This window comes from Rhizobium sp. SRDI943 (assembly GCF_057653695.1).
Window position 1 is genome coordinate 1,302,726 of record NZ_JBYGKN010000002.1, and the last position, 15,869, is coordinate 1,318,594.

Annotated in this window: 15 protein-coding genes; 9 read left to right on the forward strand and 6 right to left on the reverse strand. The window is 62.9% G+C overall.

The window, feature by feature from the left end:
* Nucleotides 1-57: 57 nt before the first annotated feature.
* The 4 genes from AC245Y_RS30365 to AC245Y_RS30380 are packed head-to-tail and all read left to right on the forward strand — an operon-like array spanning nucleotide 58 to nucleotide 3,769.
* On the forward strand, nucleotides 58-1,254 hold the full coding sequence (locus AC245Y_RS30365) for a Tm-1-like ATP-binding domain-containing protein (RefSeq protein WP_003562950.1): 1,197 nt from the start codon (nucleotides 58-60) through the stop codon (nucleotides 1,252-1,254).
* A gap of 11 nt (nucleotides 1,255-1,265) precedes the next feature.
* A complete protein-coding gene (locus AC245Y_RS30370) occupies nucleotides 1,266-2,108 on the forward strand; it encodes a phosphoenolpyruvate hydrolase family protein (RefSeq protein ID WP_003562947.1) in 843 nt (280 codons plus the stop codon).
* Nucleotides 2,109-2,132: 24 nt separating this feature from the next.
* Nucleotides 2,133-2,546 carry a cupin domain-containing protein gene (locus tag AC245Y_RS30375; RefSeq protein WP_003549741.1) on the forward strand — a complete coding sequence of 138 codons (414 nt, stop codon included), beginning with the start codon at nucleotides 2,133-2,135 and terminating at the stop codon, nucleotides 2,544-2,546.
* A gap of 32 nt (nucleotides 2,547-2,578) precedes the next feature.
* Nucleotides 2,579-3,769, forward strand: coding sequence for a M24 family metallopeptidase (locus AC245Y_RS30380; protein WP_003562945.1), 1,191 nt, complete (start codon nucleotides 2,579-2,581; stop codon nucleotides 3,767-3,769).
* A gap of 71 nt (nucleotides 3,770-3,840) precedes the next feature.
* Here AC245Y_RS30380 and AC245Y_RS30385 read toward each other — a convergent pair whose 3' ends face one another.
* Together AC245Y_RS30385 and AC245Y_RS30390 are read right to left on the reverse strand one after the other, a co-directional pair.
* Nucleotides 3,841-4,434, reverse strand: a complete 594-nt coding sequence (locus AC245Y_RS30385; protein ID WP_003562944.1) for a DJ-1/PfpI family protein — start codon at nucleotides 4,432-4,434, stop codon at nucleotides 3,841-3,843.
* Between the two features lie 56 nt (nucleotides 4,435-4,490).
* Nucleotides 4,491-5,189: a GntR family transcriptional regulator gene (locus AC245Y_RS30390; RefSeq protein ID WP_003562942.1), complete on the reverse strand. Its 699-nt coding sequence runs from the start codon at nucleotides 5,187-5,189 to the stop codon at nucleotides 4,491-4,493.
* 96 nt (nucleotides 5,190-5,285) lie between these two features.
* Between AC245Y_RS30390 and AC245Y_RS30395 the strand changes: the two genes are divergently transcribed.
* From AC245Y_RS30395 to AC245Y_RS30410, 4 genes are read left to right on the forward strand one after another with little or no spacing between them, the layout of a single operon-like run.
* The gene (locus AC245Y_RS30395; protein WP_017996407.1) at nucleotides 5,286-6,320 is read left to right on the forward strand and encodes an Ldh family oxidoreductase; all 1,035 of its coding nucleotides are present in this window, start codon (nucleotides 5,286-5,288) and stop codon (nucleotides 6,318-6,320) included.
* Nucleotides 6,317-7,546 carry an iron-containing alcohol dehydrogenase gene (locus AC245Y_RS30400; RefSeq protein WP_012755383.1) on the forward strand — a complete coding sequence of 410 codons (1,230 nt, stop codon included), beginning with the start codon at nucleotides 6,317-6,319 and terminating at the stop codon, nucleotides 7,544-7,546. Before AC245Y_RS30395 ends, AC245Y_RS30400 begins: the two co-directional genes overlap by 4 nt.
* Before the next feature lie 14 nt (nucleotides 7,547-7,560).
* On the forward strand, nucleotides 7,561-9,048 hold the full coding sequence (locus AC245Y_RS30405; protein WP_017996406.1) for an NAD-dependent succinate-semialdehyde dehydrogenase: 1,488 nt from the start codon (nucleotides 7,561-7,563) through the stop codon (nucleotides 9,046-9,048).
* Between the two features lie 11 nt (nucleotides 9,049-9,059).
* Nucleotides 9,060-9,908: an alpha/beta hydrolase gene (locus AC245Y_RS30410; RefSeq protein WP_487762873.1), complete on the forward strand. Its 849-nt coding sequence runs from the start codon at nucleotides 9,060-9,062 to the stop codon at nucleotides 9,906-9,908.
* Between the two features lie 113 nt (nucleotides 9,909-10,021).
* Here AC245Y_RS30410 and AC245Y_RS30415 read toward each other — a convergent pair whose 3' ends face one another.
* Nucleotides 10,022-11,347 carry an NAD(P)/FAD-dependent oxidoreductase gene (locus AC245Y_RS30415; RefSeq protein WP_017996405.1) on the reverse strand — a complete coding sequence of 442 codons (1,326 nt, stop codon included), beginning with the start codon at nucleotides 11,345-11,347 and terminating at the stop codon, nucleotides 10,022-10,024.
* A 233-nt stretch (nucleotides 11,348-11,580) separates the two neighbouring features.
* Here AC245Y_RS30415 and AC245Y_RS30420 point away from each other — a divergent pair, with 233 nt between their 5' ends.
* Nucleotides 11,581-12,057 carry an Lrp/AsnC family transcriptional regulator gene (locus AC245Y_RS30420; RefSeq protein ID WP_003562931.1) on the forward strand — a complete coding sequence of 159 codons (477 nt, stop codon included), beginning with the start codon at nucleotides 11,581-11,583 and terminating at the stop codon, nucleotides 12,055-12,057.
* A gap of 330 nt (nucleotides 12,058-12,387) precedes the next feature.
* Here the strand turns inward: AC245Y_RS30420 and AC245Y_RS30425 are convergent, their stop codons facing one another.
* The 3 genes from AC245Y_RS30425 to AC245Y_RS30435 are packed head-to-tail and all read right to left on the reverse strand — an operon-like array spanning nucleotide 12,388 to nucleotide 15,853.
* The gene (locus tag AC245Y_RS30425) at nucleotides 12,388-14,043 is read right to left on the reverse strand and encodes an ABC transporter ATP-binding protein (RefSeq protein ID WP_017996403.1); all 1,656 of its coding nucleotides are present in this window, start codon (nucleotides 14,041-14,043) and stop codon (nucleotides 12,388-12,390) included.
* Entirely contained in the window at nucleotides 14,040-14,906 is an 867-nt protein-coding gene (locus tag AC245Y_RS30430) for an ABC transporter permease (RefSeq protein ID WP_003562928.1), read from the reverse strand. Before AC245Y_RS30430 ends, AC245Y_RS30425 begins: the two co-directional genes overlap by 4 nt.
* Entirely contained in the window at nucleotides 14,903-15,853 is a 951-nt protein-coding gene (locus AC245Y_RS30435) for an ABC transporter permease (protein WP_012755388.1), read from the reverse strand. Before AC245Y_RS30435 ends, AC245Y_RS30430 begins: the two co-directional genes overlap by 4 nt.
* Between the last annotated feature and the right edge of the window lie 16 nt (nucleotides 15,854-15,869).

Here is a 15,869-nt window from a genome sequence, read left to right on the forward strand (position 1 = left end):
CGCTTTGTCCCAACGTGAGATATGCCGGGAGGAAATCCACCCGGTCTCGGAGGGGAAATGAAGCAGATCTACGTGGTCGGCACGGCCGACACGAAGGGCGAGGAGCTTGCCTATCTTGCCGCTTGCATCGAAGCGGCGGGCGGCGGTGTTGTCCGCGTTGACGTCGGCATAGGCGAGCCTGCGACCGCCGTCGATGTGAAGGCCGACGCAGTGGCGGCGTGCCATCCGGACGGGGCTGGAGCCGTTCTTGCCAGCGGGGACCGCGGAAGTGCGGTCGCGGCGATGGGCATTGCTTTCGCGCGCTTCCTTGTGGAGCGCCAGGACATCGCCGGCGTCATCGGTATAGGTGGAGGCGGAGGCACTTCGATCATTACCGCAGGCATGCGCCAATTGCCGCTCGGTCTGCCAAAGATCATGGTCTCGACGCTCGCATCCGGCGATGTGGCTCCCTTTGTCGATGTTTCAGACATCGTGATGATGCCTTCGGTCACGGACATGGCGGGCCTGAACCGGCTGAGCCGCGTCATCCTTCACAACGCCGCTCAGGCGATCACCGCCATGACCCACCGCCCGGCTGAGGTGACTGCATCCAAACCGGCCCTCGGGCTTACCATGTTCGGCGTTACCACACCTGCCGTATCGGCCATGGTCGAGCGCCTCCGAGCAGATTATGATTGCCTGGTCTTCCACGCCACAGGCACGGGCGGGCGGGCGATGGAGAAGCTTGCCGACAGCGAGCTCATCTCTGGCGTGCTCGACATCACGACGACCGAGGTCTGCGACCTGCTTTTCGGCGGCGTCCTGCCGGCCACCTCGGACCGTTTCGGCGCCATTGCTCGCAAAGGCTTGCCCTATATCGGTTCGGTTGGTGCGCTCGACATGGTGAACTTCTGGGCGCCGGCGACCGTTCCGGAGCGTTATTCCGGTCGGCTGTTTTACCAGCACAACCCGAACGTCACCTTGATGCGCACGACGCTGGCCGAATGCGCGCAGATTGGTCGCTGGATCGGCGACAAGCTCAATCTCTGCCACGGCCCCCTACGCTTCCTCATTCCCGAAAAGGGTGTTTCGGCCCTCGACATCGAAGGCGGTGCGTTCTTCGATCCGCAAGCCGACGCCGCGCTTTTCGCCGCGCTCGAGGCGACGGTGAAGCCGACGGCGTCGCGACGTATTATTCGCCTGCCGCTCCATATCAACGACCCAGATTTCGCCGAGGCCGCCGTCGCGGCCTATCGTGACATCGCCAACCCCTGAGAGACAAATCGATGCCAGTCATACCGCGCAACACCATCCTCGAAAAATTTCACGGCATGATCGCAGCCGGCGTGCCGATCGTCGGGGGCGGGGCCGGCACGGGCATCTCCGCCAAGGCCGAGGAGGCAGGCGGCATCGATCTCATCATTATCTACAATTCCGGGCGCTACCGCATGGCGGGGCGCGGTTCGGCCGCCGGACTGCTCGCCTATGGCAATGCCAACGAGATCGTCAAGGACATGGCGCTCGAAGTGTTGCCGGTCGTGAAAAAGACCCCGGTACTCGCCGGCGTCAATGGCACGGACCCCTTCGTGCTGATGCCGCGCTTCCTCGCCGACCTCAAGGCAATGGGCTTTTCCGGCGTACAGAACTTCCCCACAATCGGTCTCTTCGACGGCCGGATGCGGCAGAGTTTCGAGGAGACAGGCATGAGCTACAATCTGGAGGTCGAGATGATCGCCACCGCCCACGGGCTCGACCTGCTGACGACACCCTATGTCTTCAACGAGAGCGAGGCTGTCGCCATGACGGTCGCCGGCGCCGACATCATTGTGGCGCATATGGGCGTGACAACCGGCGGCACGATCGGGGCCACCTCCGGCAAGTCGCTCGATGACTGCATCGATGAGATCACCGCGATCGCCAAGGCAGCGCGTTCCGTGCGCGACGATGTCATTGTGCTCTGCCATGGCGGGCCGATCTCGATGCCGGAGGATGCGCGCTACGTTCTCGAGCGTTGCCCTGGCTGCCACGGCTTTTATGGCGCAAGCTCGATGGAGCGCCTGCCGGCAGAGGCGGCAATTCGTAAGCAGACGGAAGATTTCAAGGCGCTCGCCATCGGCGCGGTCGTCTGAGCAAGGACGTGGAGGAGCCGTTTCATGGTAAAGGACAAGTACTTCATCTATCCTAAGGATGTGAGCGCCTTCGGCTTCGACTGGGGCAAGCTGTCGCTGACCGTGGCGCCCGAGGTCAACGGCGCCAGTCGCTTTTCGGGCGGTGTCGTCGAACTGCCAAGCGGCGAAGGCCATTCCCGCCACAATCATCCTGGCGCGGAGGAAATCATTTTTGTGATTTCCGGCGAGGGCGAGCAAATGGTCGAGGACGAGACGGGTAATCCGATCACGAGGAAGGTCGCCAGCGGCTGCACGATCTATGTTCCCGAAAGTCGCTTCCATTCGACGAAGAACACTGGCGGCGGGCCAATGCTCCTCTTCGTGGTCTACTCACCGGCGGGGCCGGAGCTTGCGCTTCGCGACTTGCCGGACTTCCGCCTGCTGCCGCCGGGCTTTTGAGGCGTCGCATCCATTTTCTGGGAGGAAAGACAATGAACGACAATGCAGGGCAAACAAGGCAGGCCGCCGTGACGCCGTTCGATACGGCCAAGCTCGACCGTCTCATGGAGGTAGCCGGTATCGACGTCATCGTCGCCACCTCCAAACACAACACGCAATATCTCATGGGCGGCTACAAGTTCATCTTCTTCGCGGCCATGGATGCGATCGGGCATAGCCGGTATCTGCCGATGGTGATTTATGAGAAAGGCGCGCCCGATCACTCCGCCTATGTGGGCAACCGCATGGAGGGCGCAGAACACCAGAATAATCCGTTCTGGACGCCTGCCGTGCATACGGCGAGCTGGGGCACGCAGGATGCCGCCGGGCTCGCCGTCGAGCACCTGAAGAAAATCGGCAAGACCGGTGGGCGCATTGGCATCGAGCCAGCCTTCCTGCCATCCGACGCCCGCGACCTGCTTGCCGATCGGCTGGATGGCGCCCGATTTGTCGATGCCACGCATGTGTTGGAGCGGTTAAGGGCGGTCAAGACGCCAGATGAACTGGCAAAGCTGAGACGCGCCTCCGAACTGATCACCGACTCGATGCTGGCGACGGTCGCGGCGGCCCGCGCCGGTTCGACGAAGATGGAGATCATCGAGCAGCTGCGCCGGGAGGAAACGAACCGCGGCCTGCACTTCGAATATTGCCTGCTGACGCTCGGCTCCAGCCACAACCGCGCGGGCTCGCCGCAAGCTTGGGTCGAGGGTGAGATCCTGTCGATCGATTCCGGCGGCAACTATCACGGATATATCGGTGACCTGTGCCGCATGGGTGTGCTCGGCGAGCCGGATGCGGAGCTGGAGGATCTTCTGGCCGAAGTCGAATGCATCCAGCAAGCGGCCTTCGCCAATGTCAGGGCAGGGGCTGCGGGCAGGGAGATGATCGTGGCAGCGGAGGCCGAGCTCAAGGCCTCGCCGTCAGCGGCCTTCACCGACTTTTTCTGCCATGGCATGGGCCTCATCGCCCACGAAGCGCCATTCCTCATGACGAACCACCCCGTCACCTATGATGGCATCGATGCCGACAAGCCGCTGGAAGCCGGGAGCGTGATCTCGGTCGAGACGACGATGCTTCACCCAAAGCGCGGATTCATCAAGTTGGAGGATACGCTCGCCATCACCGATGGCGGCTATGAAATGTTCGGCGAGCGTGGCCGCGGCTGGAACCGCGGCGGAGCGTGATTGCTGGCCCAACCGCAAACAAGGCCCGGCAGATGTCACCTGCCGGGCCTTCTGTTATTTGGTCCGTCGTCTCAGGTGTGGTGAATCTCCGTTCCCAGCACCTTCAGGCATTCGCGGATAAAGGCGGCGAGCGCCGTCCAGCCCTTGGCTGAAACCATCGTGCCATCGACATAGGCTTCGGTTGGCGAGAGGTCGATATAGGTCCCGCCCGCCAGGGTGACTTCGGGTTCGCAGGCCCCAAGTGCACCCACCTTCTTGCCGCGAACGACACCGTCGACCGCGATCAGGATCTGAACCCCGTGGCAGATGGTGAAGATCGGCTTCTTCTGCTCGTGGAAATGACGCACCATTGCCTGCACCCGCTTGTCGGTGCGGATATATTCCGGTCCGCGCCCGCCGGCGCAGTAGACGGCATGATACTGGTCGAGCTGGTTCTCGGCCTCGGAAAACGTCTTGTTGATGGTGACGTTGTGCCCGAGTTTTTCGGTGTAGGTCTGGTCTCCCTCGAAATCGTGCAGCGACGTCCTGAGGATGTCGCCGGCCTTCTTGTCCGGGCACACGACGTGCACCGTGTGGCCGACCGCCTCCATCGCCTGCTGATAGACGAAGATTTCGTACTCCTCGGTGAAATCGCCGGTGAGCATCAGGATTTTCTTGCCTGGCATGGGTTCTCCTCCTCGTTGTCAGGTCGGGCAGGCTCGTCCTTGCCCGGCGCGGTTGCTCAGACTTCGTCGAATGCCGGCAACAGCCGGTCGCGCGAATGTTCGATATGAATGCGCATTGCGTTCGCAGCCGCGCCCGGGTCGCGCGCCGCAAAGGCATCGAGCAGCGTCTGATGCTCGGCGAGCGCCTCCTCGGTGACGCGGCGATGAAACATCAGGCGGAAGATATGGAAATGCGTGTGCTGGAATGTCAGCATCTCGCGGATCAACTCGTTGCCGGCAAATTCCATGATCCGGTCGTGAAAGATGGCGTCCTGGCGCGCGAAGGCCGAATAGTTCGCTCGTTCGTCCCTGTTGTCGCTGCGTGTCATCACGCCCGCGGCCTCGGTGAGAATGGCCAGCTTTTCGTCGTTCATCGCCTCGGCTGCCTTCGCAGCGCCGGCAGGTTCCAACAGCAGACGCAGTTCATAGAGCTCGTCGAAACGGTGGCGCGTGATCTGCGGCGCGGCACGATAGCCAACGAGATGCTGCTTGACGACGAGGCCTTCGCCTTCAAGCCGCCCGAGGGCTTCACGGATCGGCGTATGGGAGACGTTGAACTCCTTGACCAGGTTGTCGACCGTGATGCGCGTCCCCGGCGCAATCTTCAACGACATGAGCTGGTTGAAAATTGCCTCGTAGACGTCGCCCGCCAGGCTGTTGGCGCGCGGTATCTGGGTTGTGCCCGTTGAGGGTTCCTTCGGTCTCGTCGAAATCATCCGCTGCCTTGCCTCTTGACAGGTCCAATCGCTAGCACGATGCTGCGGCTAAGACAATCCTATATCCTATACGATTTAATATAGGGAGGAAAAATCATGCGTCTATCCGAAGCGGCAGCGCTTGCGCTTGCCACCCGACTGCTCGAAGAGCATGGCGCACCGCGTGACCATGCGGCCCTGCAGGCTCGCGTCCTGGTGACGGCGGAGATGAAGGGGCACCCGTCGCATGGCCTGTACCGGCTTCCGCGGCTGGTCGAACGGATCGAGGCCGGGGTCATTGACCCGCAGACGAAAGGCACACAGCGCTGGCGCGCGGATGCGGTGCTGGAGGTGGAGGGGGCGTCGGGACTTGGCCCCGTCGTCGCCATGGCCGCGATCGAGCGGCTATCGCCTCACATTGCGGATCTTGGCATCGGCCTTGTCGCCGTGCGCAACGCCAACCATCTCGGCATGCTCGCGCATTATGTGGAGGCCATCGCCGCAATGGGTTTCGTCGGCATCGCGCTCTCGTCGAGCGAGGCGCTGGTCCATCCCTTCGGCGGTACCCGGGCCATGCTCGGCACCAATCCCATCGCTATCGCCGTGCCGACGGCCGAGGAACCGCTCGTGCTCGACCTGGCCACCAGCCTCGTGCCGATGGGCAGCATCCATCATCACGCGGCGACCGGCAGGCCCATTCCCGAGGGATGGGCGCGCGATGCGGCCGGTAACCCGACGACCGATCCGGGGCGTGCGAAGGCCGGCGCGACTGCGCCCTTCGGCGACGCGAAGGGTTACGGGCTCGGCATCGCCATGGAGCTGCTGGTGGCAGCTCTTGCCGGCTCGGCGCTCGCGCCGGATGCGCGCGGCACGCTCGACAGCCAGTCGCCATGCAACAAGGGCGACGTCTTCATCTTGATCGAGCCCAGTCTGGCGCCGGGACTGCCGGCGCGACTGTCGACCTATCTCGATGCCGTGCGCGCTTCACCACCCGCCAGCGCCGGCAAACCGGTTCTCGTCCCGGGCGACCGTGCCCGCCGGCGGCGAGCGGCGGCAAGCCGCAACGGGTTCGAGATCGACCAGCGCCTGTGGGAAGACCTCAACGCGCTTTCGCACCCCCGCATTCTGGCCTTCGAGGGACAAAGATCATGAGCCTGTTTGCCGCCTTGAGGCTGCCGCGGGAAATTCTGTTTGGCGTCGGCCAGCGCCATGCGCTCGCGAGCGTCGCCAGCAGAACCGGCCGGCGCGCACTCGTCTGCACGGATGCGCGTTTTTCCGCAACACCGGTCTTCGCGGAAATGATCGCCGCGCTTGAAGCAGCCGGCATTGTCGTGCTGGTTCATGACCAGACGCTGCCGGACGTGCCGCAAGAAACTGTCGCGGTTTGCGTTGAGGCCGCGCGCGGCTTTGAGCCCGATATGGTGATCGGCATCGGTGGCGGCAGCTGCCTCGACATGGCGAAATGCGCTTCGCTCCTGCTCGCGCACGGCGGCGCGCTCGCCGATTACTACGGTGAGTTCAAGGTGCCGGCGCCCGTCCTGCCGGTCATCGCCGTGCCGACGACGGCAGGCACAGGCTCAGAGGCGACGCCGGTCGCGGTTGTTTCCGATCCTGACCGTACCCTGAAGGTTGGCATTTCCAGCCCTTATCTCATCGCCACAACGGCGATCTGCGACCCGGAACTGACCTTGTCCTGCCCGCCCGGGCTCACGGCGATTGCCGGTGCGGATGCGTTGACGCATGCCATCGAAGCCTTCACGGCCATGCGCCGCCCCGGCGATCCTGAACTCGCGCAGCAGCATGTCTTCATCGGCAAGAGCGATCTCTCCGACCAGTTCGCGCTGCATGCCATCCGGCTCCTCAGCCGGAGCCTGGAAAAGGCCTTCGTCGACGGCTCCGACATCGATGCGCGCGCCGATGTGATGATGGGTGCGCTCGCAGCCGGCTGCGCCTTCGGAACGGCGGGTACCGCTGCGGCCCATGCGGTGCAATATCCGGTCGGTGCCTTGACCCATACGCCGCACGGCCTCGGGGTTGCGACCATGCTGCCCTATGTGATGACATATAATCGCCGCGTCGCGGGCGCGGACATCGCCATTGTCGGTAGGGCGCTCGGCCTCGATCCGACCGGAGTGGAGGACGACGAGACGCTTGCCGATGCCGCGATCGGCGAGGTGAGCCGCCTCTTCGCCGCGATCGGCATCTCGCCGACGCTTGCCGGGCTCGGCCTTCCGGAAGACCGGATCGACTGGGCCGCAGAGCAGGCGCTCGGCATCGGCCGGCTGATCAAGAATAACCCCCGCTCCTTCGATGCGGCCGCCATGCGCGGCCTGGTGCGCGCCGCCTATGACGGCGACCTGGCCGCTTCCGCCCTCTGACCTGGGAAACCATCATGAACGTCAACCAGCATTCTTCGCATCCAGACCACGATCCCTTCGAGCTCGGCGCGTTCTCCCGCGGCCTCTATATTGGCGGCGCCTGGCGGCCTGCGGCGGGCGAGGGTCGGATCGAGGTGATCGACCCCTCGACCGAGGCGGTCATTGCTGCCGTGCCGGATGCGACCCTTGCGGATGCGGCAGCGGCCGTGGAGGCCGCCGCAAGCGCCGCGGAAAGCTGGCGCGAGACGCCGCCTAGAAAGCGTTCCGAGATCCTGCGCCGCTGCTTCGAACTTATGGTGGAGCGCTCCGAAACGCTTGCCCGGCTCATTTCGCTCGAGAACGGGAAGGCGTTGCGCGACGCGCGCGCCGAGGTGGCCTATGCGGCGGACTTCTTTCGTTGGAACGCCGAGGAGGCGGTGCGGATCTCTGGTGAGTTCGGCCTTGCCCCGGCCGGCGGAAACCGCATCGTCGTCGATTACCAGCCTATCGGCATCTGCGTTCTCATCACACCGTGGAATTTCCCGGCCGCGATGGCGACCCGCAAGATCGCGCCTGCCCTTGCGGCAGGCTGCACCGTCATCTTGAAGCCGGCGAGCGAGACGCCGCTGACGGCCTATGCACTTGCGGCTCTCTACGAGGAGGCTGGCGTGCCGCCGGGCGTCGTGAACGTGATGACAACATCGACGCCAGGCCCCGTCATCGCCGCCATGCTGGCCGACCCGCGGGTGCGAAAACTCTCCTTCACAGGCTCGACCGGCGTCGGCCGCATGCTTCTGGCGGAAGCGGCGAAAAATGTCATCTCCTGTTCCATGGAACTCGGGGGCAACGCCCCGTTCGTTGTTTTCGACGATGCGGACATTGACGCGGCGATCGAGGGTCTGATGGTCGCGAAAATGCGCAATGCGGGTGAGGCCTGCACGGCGGCAAACCGCATTTATATCCAGTACGGTATCCACGATGCCTTCGCCGAAAAATTTACCCAACGCATGGCCGCCCTCAACGTAGGCTCGGGTGTGGATGCGGATACGGAATGCGGTCCGATGATCACGCGCAAGGCGGTGGAGAAGATCGAGCGCCTTGTTGAGGACGCCATTTCGCGGGGAGCGCGTGTCCTCTGCGGCGGACGATCATTGGCAGGCCGCGGCTTTTTTTATCGGCCGACGGTGCTTGTCGATGTTTCCCCGGCCTCCGATATGGGCTGCGAGGAGATTTTCGGTCCCGTCGCGCCGCTCTACCGTTTCGAGAGCGAGGCAGAAGTCATCGCTGCCGCCAACGATACGGAATATGGCCTCGCCGCCTACATCTATACCCGCGACATTGGCCGCGGCATGCGCGTCGCCTCCAAGATCGAGGCCGGCATGATCGCGCTCAATCGTGGACTGGTCTCCGATCCCGCCGCTCCCTTTGGCGGTGTGAAACAGAGCGGCCTTGGACGTGAAGGAGGGCAGCATCACGGTATCGCCGAGTTCATGGAAGCCAAGTACATTGCGACAAGTTTCTGAGGGAGGAACCTGTGGCCGCCGATCCGTTCCGCATTCGTGACCATGTCGCAGATTTCGACGCGATCGTTGACGATATCCGAGCTCGCAGCCTTGCAACGCGGCGCACTGTCGCCATGGAGGCCAACATCGCCTACGGGGATAGGCCTGGCGAGACGCTCGATATCTTCCTGCCAAACAGCGCCGGCTCGGACATGCCGATCCACATGTTCATCCATGGCGGCTATTGGCGGATGTTTTCCAAGGAGGACTATTCCTGCGTCGCTGAAACGATCACCGGCGCCGGCGCGGTCGCAGCCATCGTCGATTATTCGTTGATGCCCACGGCGAGAATGGACGCCCTGGTTGGTCAGGTCCTGAAGGCCAAGGCTTTTCTGCTGGCGCATGCCGATCGTTTTGGCGCCACGTCAAAGCGGTTTTCCGTCAGCCACCACTCCGCCGGTGCACATCTTGCAACCTTTCTCTTTCATCGCTCAGCGCCTTCGGGGGTCGTCGCTGCTTTCCTGCTTGGCGGGCTATACGATCTGGAACCCCTGCAGACGTCTTTCCTGCGGGACGAGATCGCGCTGAGCGACGAGGAGGTGCGACGGTTTACGCCCATGCGTCATGAGCACGATCCTGCAACGCGTGTCGCCATCATGACCGGCGAACAGGAAACTGGTCCGTTCAAAATTCAGGCAAATGCCTTCAGGGGCATTCTTGCCGCCCAAGGGCTTGACGTGCGGGCATCGCAGGTCGCAGACGGCAATCACATGAGCACGGTGCGCGATCTCGCTGTCCTCGGCACGCCTGTGGCGGCAGCATTGCGCGCCTTGATTGCCAATAATGCCAGTGAGGAACCGAAGCGACACACCTTCCCTTGACCGCCGGTTTTTCGTGATCGTGGCGATCGAAGCGCGACGCATCGGCTCCTATGGCCGGTACCAAAGTCGTGCCGATCCGCGTCGTCGAACGCTGCGCAAAGGCCGACCGTGTCCTAAAAATCGGCCACTTTGCCCCAGGCGGATCCACCGAAGCGGTCGGGGTGGTAGGGTCTCGGATCAACGATCGGCTCATCGCCGGTGACGATATCGGCAATCAGATGACCGGCGCCCGGCCCGATGCCGAAGCCGTGGCCGCTGAAGCCTGCAGCAAGGATGAAACCGGGCAAGGTGGCGATCTCGCCGATCCCCGGCACGCCGTCCGGCGTGCTGTCGATATAGCCTGCCCAGGCCGCGCTGATGGCGGTTTTCTTCAAGGCGGGCAGAAGCTCGAGTGCCCGCGAATGCGTAAGCGCAATGGTAGCCTCGTCGACAGTCGGGTCGAGGATGCGCATGCGCTCCATTGGCGTCGGCCTGTCGAGCCGCCAGCGGGCCAGAGACTCGTGGCCGGAGCGAAAGCCCTCCAGCCCGCCTGGTGCGAGACTGCGCCAGCGCCGGGCGAACATCGGCAGGAATTGCCGCGCGAAGCGGAACTGCTGTGGCGTCGGATCGACACGGGCGCGGCCGCTGATCGCGAGCGTGTGACCACCATCGCGGCGCCGCGTTACCGAAACGGCTGATGTATGCAGCGCATCCGGCAGGCTGCTTGGGCCTGGAGATACGGAGAGGATCGAGGAGCGTATCGAGGCTTGCGGAAATCGAATGCCGAGCTGACGACAGAAGGAGGAGGCCCAGGCACCACCGGCGAGGACAGCGATCTTTGTCCGGATCGTGCCATGCTCGGTGACGACGCCCGAGAGCCTGCCGCCTTCGACGTCGAGGCCGCGGGCTGCACAGGACTGATGCACCGTGCCGCCGAGTTTCAGGATCGCACGGGCGACCGCCGGCGCAGCGCTCGCCGGATCGGCGGTGCCGTCGGTCGGCGAAAACACCCCGCCTTTCCATGAAGAGCCGGTGGCACGCCCGCGTTCGGTCGCCTCGGCGCTGCTTAGCATATGTGTCGTGACACCGACCGAGCGGGCGAAATCGCGCCAGCGGGCCCAACCGGACAGTTCCTCGTCGCTGTTGCTGAGATAGAAAAGACCGCAACGACGGAACCCGGTATCCTCCCCGGTCTCAGTGGCGAAGCGCTCCCAAAGGTCGAGGCTCTTCGTCGACATCGGCAGTTCGCGGGCGTCGCGGTTCTGCTGGCGGCACCAGCCCCAGTTGCGGCTCGATTGTTCGGCGCCGATCAGACCCTTCTCGACGAGGGCCACCTTCAATCCGCGCCGGGCGAGATAATAGGCCGTGAAAACGCCGACGATGCCGCCGCCGATGACCACGACATCAGCGGTGGAAGGCAGTTCCGGCGTGGTGTCGACGCGATTGAGCGGTGCGGGCATGGGAGAGTCTCCGTTTTAAGCGTAGTGTAGCGGATCCGACGCCACGGCTTTGCCGGAGATCGGTTGGTGGCAGCAGAAGATTCCGTGTCGGGAGCATGCCAGCAGTCGTTTGTGCTTCGGCCTGTCCTGCAACGCGATCGACAGGCCAACGTCATGTGTTAAGGTTGGTGCCGGCAAGCAGCAGCATAATCTGCTGCGTGATTGGCGATCTCGAGCAAATGAGGGCGTGTGAGATGAAACTCGACCGGATCGACGTAAAAATTCTCTACGAACTGCAGAAGAACGGCCGCGTCACCAATGTGGAACTCGCCGAACTGGTCAATCTTTCGCCAAGCCCCTGCCTGATGCGGGTGAAGAAGCTGCAGTCGGAGGGATATATCGAAGGTTATTCGGCTCAGATCAACGTCAGCAAACTGGGGCAGACGCTGACCGTGTTCACCGAGATCACCCTGAAAAACCACCGGCAGATCGACTTCGCCCGCTTCCTGGCGGCGATCGAGAAGGTCGACCAGGTGATCGAATGCCACCTGGTTTCGGGCGGCTACGATTATATGCTGAAATTCGTCACTGCCGGGATAGACGAATACCAGACGATCATGGAGCGGCTGACCGACCTGGACGTCGGCATCGACAAATATTTCAGCTTCGTTGTCCTGAAATCGCCGATTATCAAGGCTCACATGCCGCTCACCACCTTATTTCCGCATTAGAGCCTTTCAGCAAAACTGCGCAGTTTTTGCGTCACTCATCAGTCCTGCGCGGATACAGGTTCTCGCTGTCGCAGGTTGTTCTCCCCATAAGGATAAGCTTCTACTGGTTGGAAGGACTTGCGACAAAATTTCGGCCTTACCTTCCAAAGCCATGTTCGCTGCCACTTGCTGGGCTCCTGCCGCGGAGTCGAGGCTTTCCAGCACGACCTGACCCGGTGGGCGCTTGATCTGGCAAGCGCCCAACTCTTGGTTTCGAGGAGGGCAGAGCAGTTTGCTGCCTAATTTCTTGAAGCAAATCCGACCTGAGAAATTTTGCAGTAGAATCGGCGCTCAATGCCGGCAGTAGGCCCGCACCAGTTCCGGATCCTGCTGGAGCCCGTCGAGCCAGGCCGGATCGAGCGTCGGCACCGACGAGAAGAGCAGTTGCGAATAGGGGTGTTGCGGTGCCTTCACCGTCAGGGATGTGATTTCCTCGACCTTGCGGCCGCCATACATCACGACGATCTCGTCGCAGATCGCCTCCACCACCGAGAGGTCGTGGCTGATGAAGATGTAGGAGAGGCCGAGTTCGCGCTGCAATTCCTTGAGCAGGTCGATGACCGCGGCGGCGACCACCGTGTCGAGCGCCGAGGTGATCTCATCGCAGAGGATCAGCTTCGGATCGGCGGCGAGTGCCCGGGCGAAGTTGACGCGCTGCTTCTGCCCGCCCGAGAGTTCGCCCGGCCGGCGATGGCGCAGGTTGCGGGGCAGACGTACCATGTCGAGCAGCTGATCGATCCGGGCGTTCCGCGCCTTTCGATCCATGCGGTGGTAAAAGACCAAAGGTCTGTCGAGGATGTCCTCTACCGATTTTGCCGGGTTGAGTGCGGTATCGGCATATTGGAAGACGATCTGCATCTCGCGCAACTCATCACGCGAGCGCTCGCGCGCGTTGCGATGCAGTTCCGTGCCGTCGAAGACGATCTTGCCGACCGCCGCCGGCAGGATGCCGGCGATTGTGCGGGCGAGCGTCGACTTGCCGCAACCGGATTCGCCGATAATACCGAGATTGCGGCCTCTTTCCACCTTCAGGCTCACATGCTCGACCGCGCGAACGAGCGGCAGGCCATCGGCCTGGCGCTGCCCATAGCCCGCGACAAGACCTTCGATGCTCAGCAGGGGAGCCGTCGCGGGTTCGGCGGGGCCAGTTGCGCCACGCGGTTTCGGTTCGAAGGCTGCGAGCAGCTCCCTGGTATAGGGATGCTTGGCATTGTTGAGGATTTCGTCTGTGGTGCCAGTTTCCTGGGTCTCTCCGCCTTTCAAGACCACGATGCGGTCGGCGATCTGGGCGACGACGGCAAGGTCGTGCGAGACATAAACGCCAGCGATGCCGCCCTTTTTCATGACCGATTTGAAAGCGCGCAGCACTTCGATCTGGGTCGTGACGTCGAGCGCCGTCGTCGGCTCGTCGAAGATGACGAGGGTCGGGTCGCCGATCAGCGCCATGGCGGCCGCCAGACGTTGCAGCTGGCCGCCGGAAACCTGGTGCGGATAACGGTTGCCGATCGTCTCGGGCTCCGGCAGGGACAGCGCCCGGAAGAGCTCGACGGCCCGGGCCCGCGCATCATCAGGCGACATCAGCTGGTGAATACGCGTGACTTCGATCACTTGGTCCATGATCGATGTGGCCGGGTTGAACGCGGCAGCCGCCGATTGCGGGACATAGGCGACTTCGGTGCCGCGCACCTTGGCGCGCTGCTTCTCGCTGAGCGTGACCATGTCCTTGCCGCCGACCGAAACGCTGCCGCCGGAGATACGACAGCCCGCACGGGTATGGCCCATCAGGGTCAGGGCGATGGTTGTCTTGCCCGAGCCGCTCTCGCCGATCAGCGCAACGATCTCGCCCTCGGCAACATCGAGGCTGACACCCTTGATGATTTCGACGCGTCGGCCGGAATCGGTGGTGGCCTCGACCTTCAGGTCACGGATTTCGATGAAATTGCTCATGACGTGCTCCGGTCGCGAATTTTCTGCGGCAGGTTGTCGATCAGCAGGTTGACGCTGATCGTCAGGCTGGCGATGGCAAGCGAGGGAAACATCACCGCCGGCGCACCGAATGGCAGGCCGCCGATGTTCTCACGTACGAGCGCACCCCAATCGGCATAGGGCGGCTGGACGCCAAGGCCGAGGAAGGAAAGCCCGGAGAGCAGCAGAACGATGAAGACGAAGCGGATGCCGAGATCGGCAAGCACCGGCCCGACGATGTTGGGCAGGATTTCCGAGCGAATGAGATAGAGGGTGCTTTCGCCGCGGATGCGCGCGACCGTGATAAAATCCATCGCATTGATGTTGACGGCGAGCGCCCGGGCGAAGCGATAAGCGCCTGGGATGTAGATCACCGACAGCGTCATGATCAGCACCGGGACCGACGAGCCGACGGCAGCGACGACCACCAGGCCGAACAACTTGCTCGGGATGGAGTTGAGGGCGTCGAGGAAGCGGCTGAGGATCGTGTCCAGCCAGCCGCCGGCGACCGCTGCGATCATGCCGAGCACGACGCCGCTGAAGCAGGCGATCGTTACCGCAGCGAGCGAGATACCGACTGTATAGCGCGCGCCCATCAGAATCCGCGAGAGCATGTCGCGGCCGAGATAATCGGAGCCGAGCCAGAGTTCCCGACTCATCGGGCCGAAATAGTCGAGATCGATAATCTCGCCGACGGGGTAGGGGATGACCCATGGCGCGAAGATCGCAACGAGCGCCCATGAGAGGATCACAGTGAAGCCAATCGCGCCGACGATGTTGAAGCGATAGCCAAACCGGGTTCCGGACAGCCGGCCGGAGGTGGTTTCGGAACTGGTCATGGTCATCGGAGCCTCGGATTGGAAAGGATGGCGATGATATCGGCGATGGTGATCAGGAGCAGATAACCCAGGCAGAAAATCATCGCGCAGCTCTGGATCAGCGGCAGGTCGCGGGTGGCGACGGCATCCAGCATCAGCTTGGCGATACCGGGATAGTTGAAAATGGTCTCGACGATGATGACGCCTCCAAGCAAATAGGACAGCGAAAGCGCAACGGCATTGACGATCGGGCCGAGCGCATTCGGCAGTGCATGGCGAAAAACGATGCGCGGGCGGGAAGCGCCCTTGAGCAATGCCATCTCGACATAGGGTGTGTTGAGCGTCTCGATTACAGCCGCGCGCGTCATGCGGATCATCTGGGCCGAGACGACGAAGGTGAGGGTGATCACCGGCATGGCATAGACGCGCAACAGATCGGTCAGACTGTGGACCTCATTGGCGAAAGACAGCGCCGGCAGCCATTTCAGATAGACGGCGAAGATGAGCGCGGCGGAGGTCGCGACCATGAACTCCGGCACGGAGATGACGCCGATGGTGATCACGGTGACGATCCGGTCGTAAAGGGTGCCGCGCAGCATCGCCGCGGTGATCCCGAGCGTCAGCGCAATCGGCACGGAGAACAGCGCGGTGACGCCGGCAAGTTTCAGCGTATTGACGAAGCGGCCCGCAATGAGAGCGGCGACCGGCATTTCGTTGGCATAGGACGTGCCGAGATCGCCCTGCAGCAATCCGACGATCCAGCGCAGGAAACGAAAGAGCGCTGGTTCGTCGAGATGCATGGCCTTGCGCAGGCCTTCGACGGCTTCCGGCGTGGCGGCTTGGCCGAGCAGGATCGTCGCCGTATCTCCCGGCAACAGCGTTGTCGCGAAGAAGACGGCGAAGGAGACGATCACCAGGGTGATCACGGCGACGAACAATCTGCTCAGTACAAGGGATAAGACCTGGCGGTTCACGGGCGTCTTCCCTTTG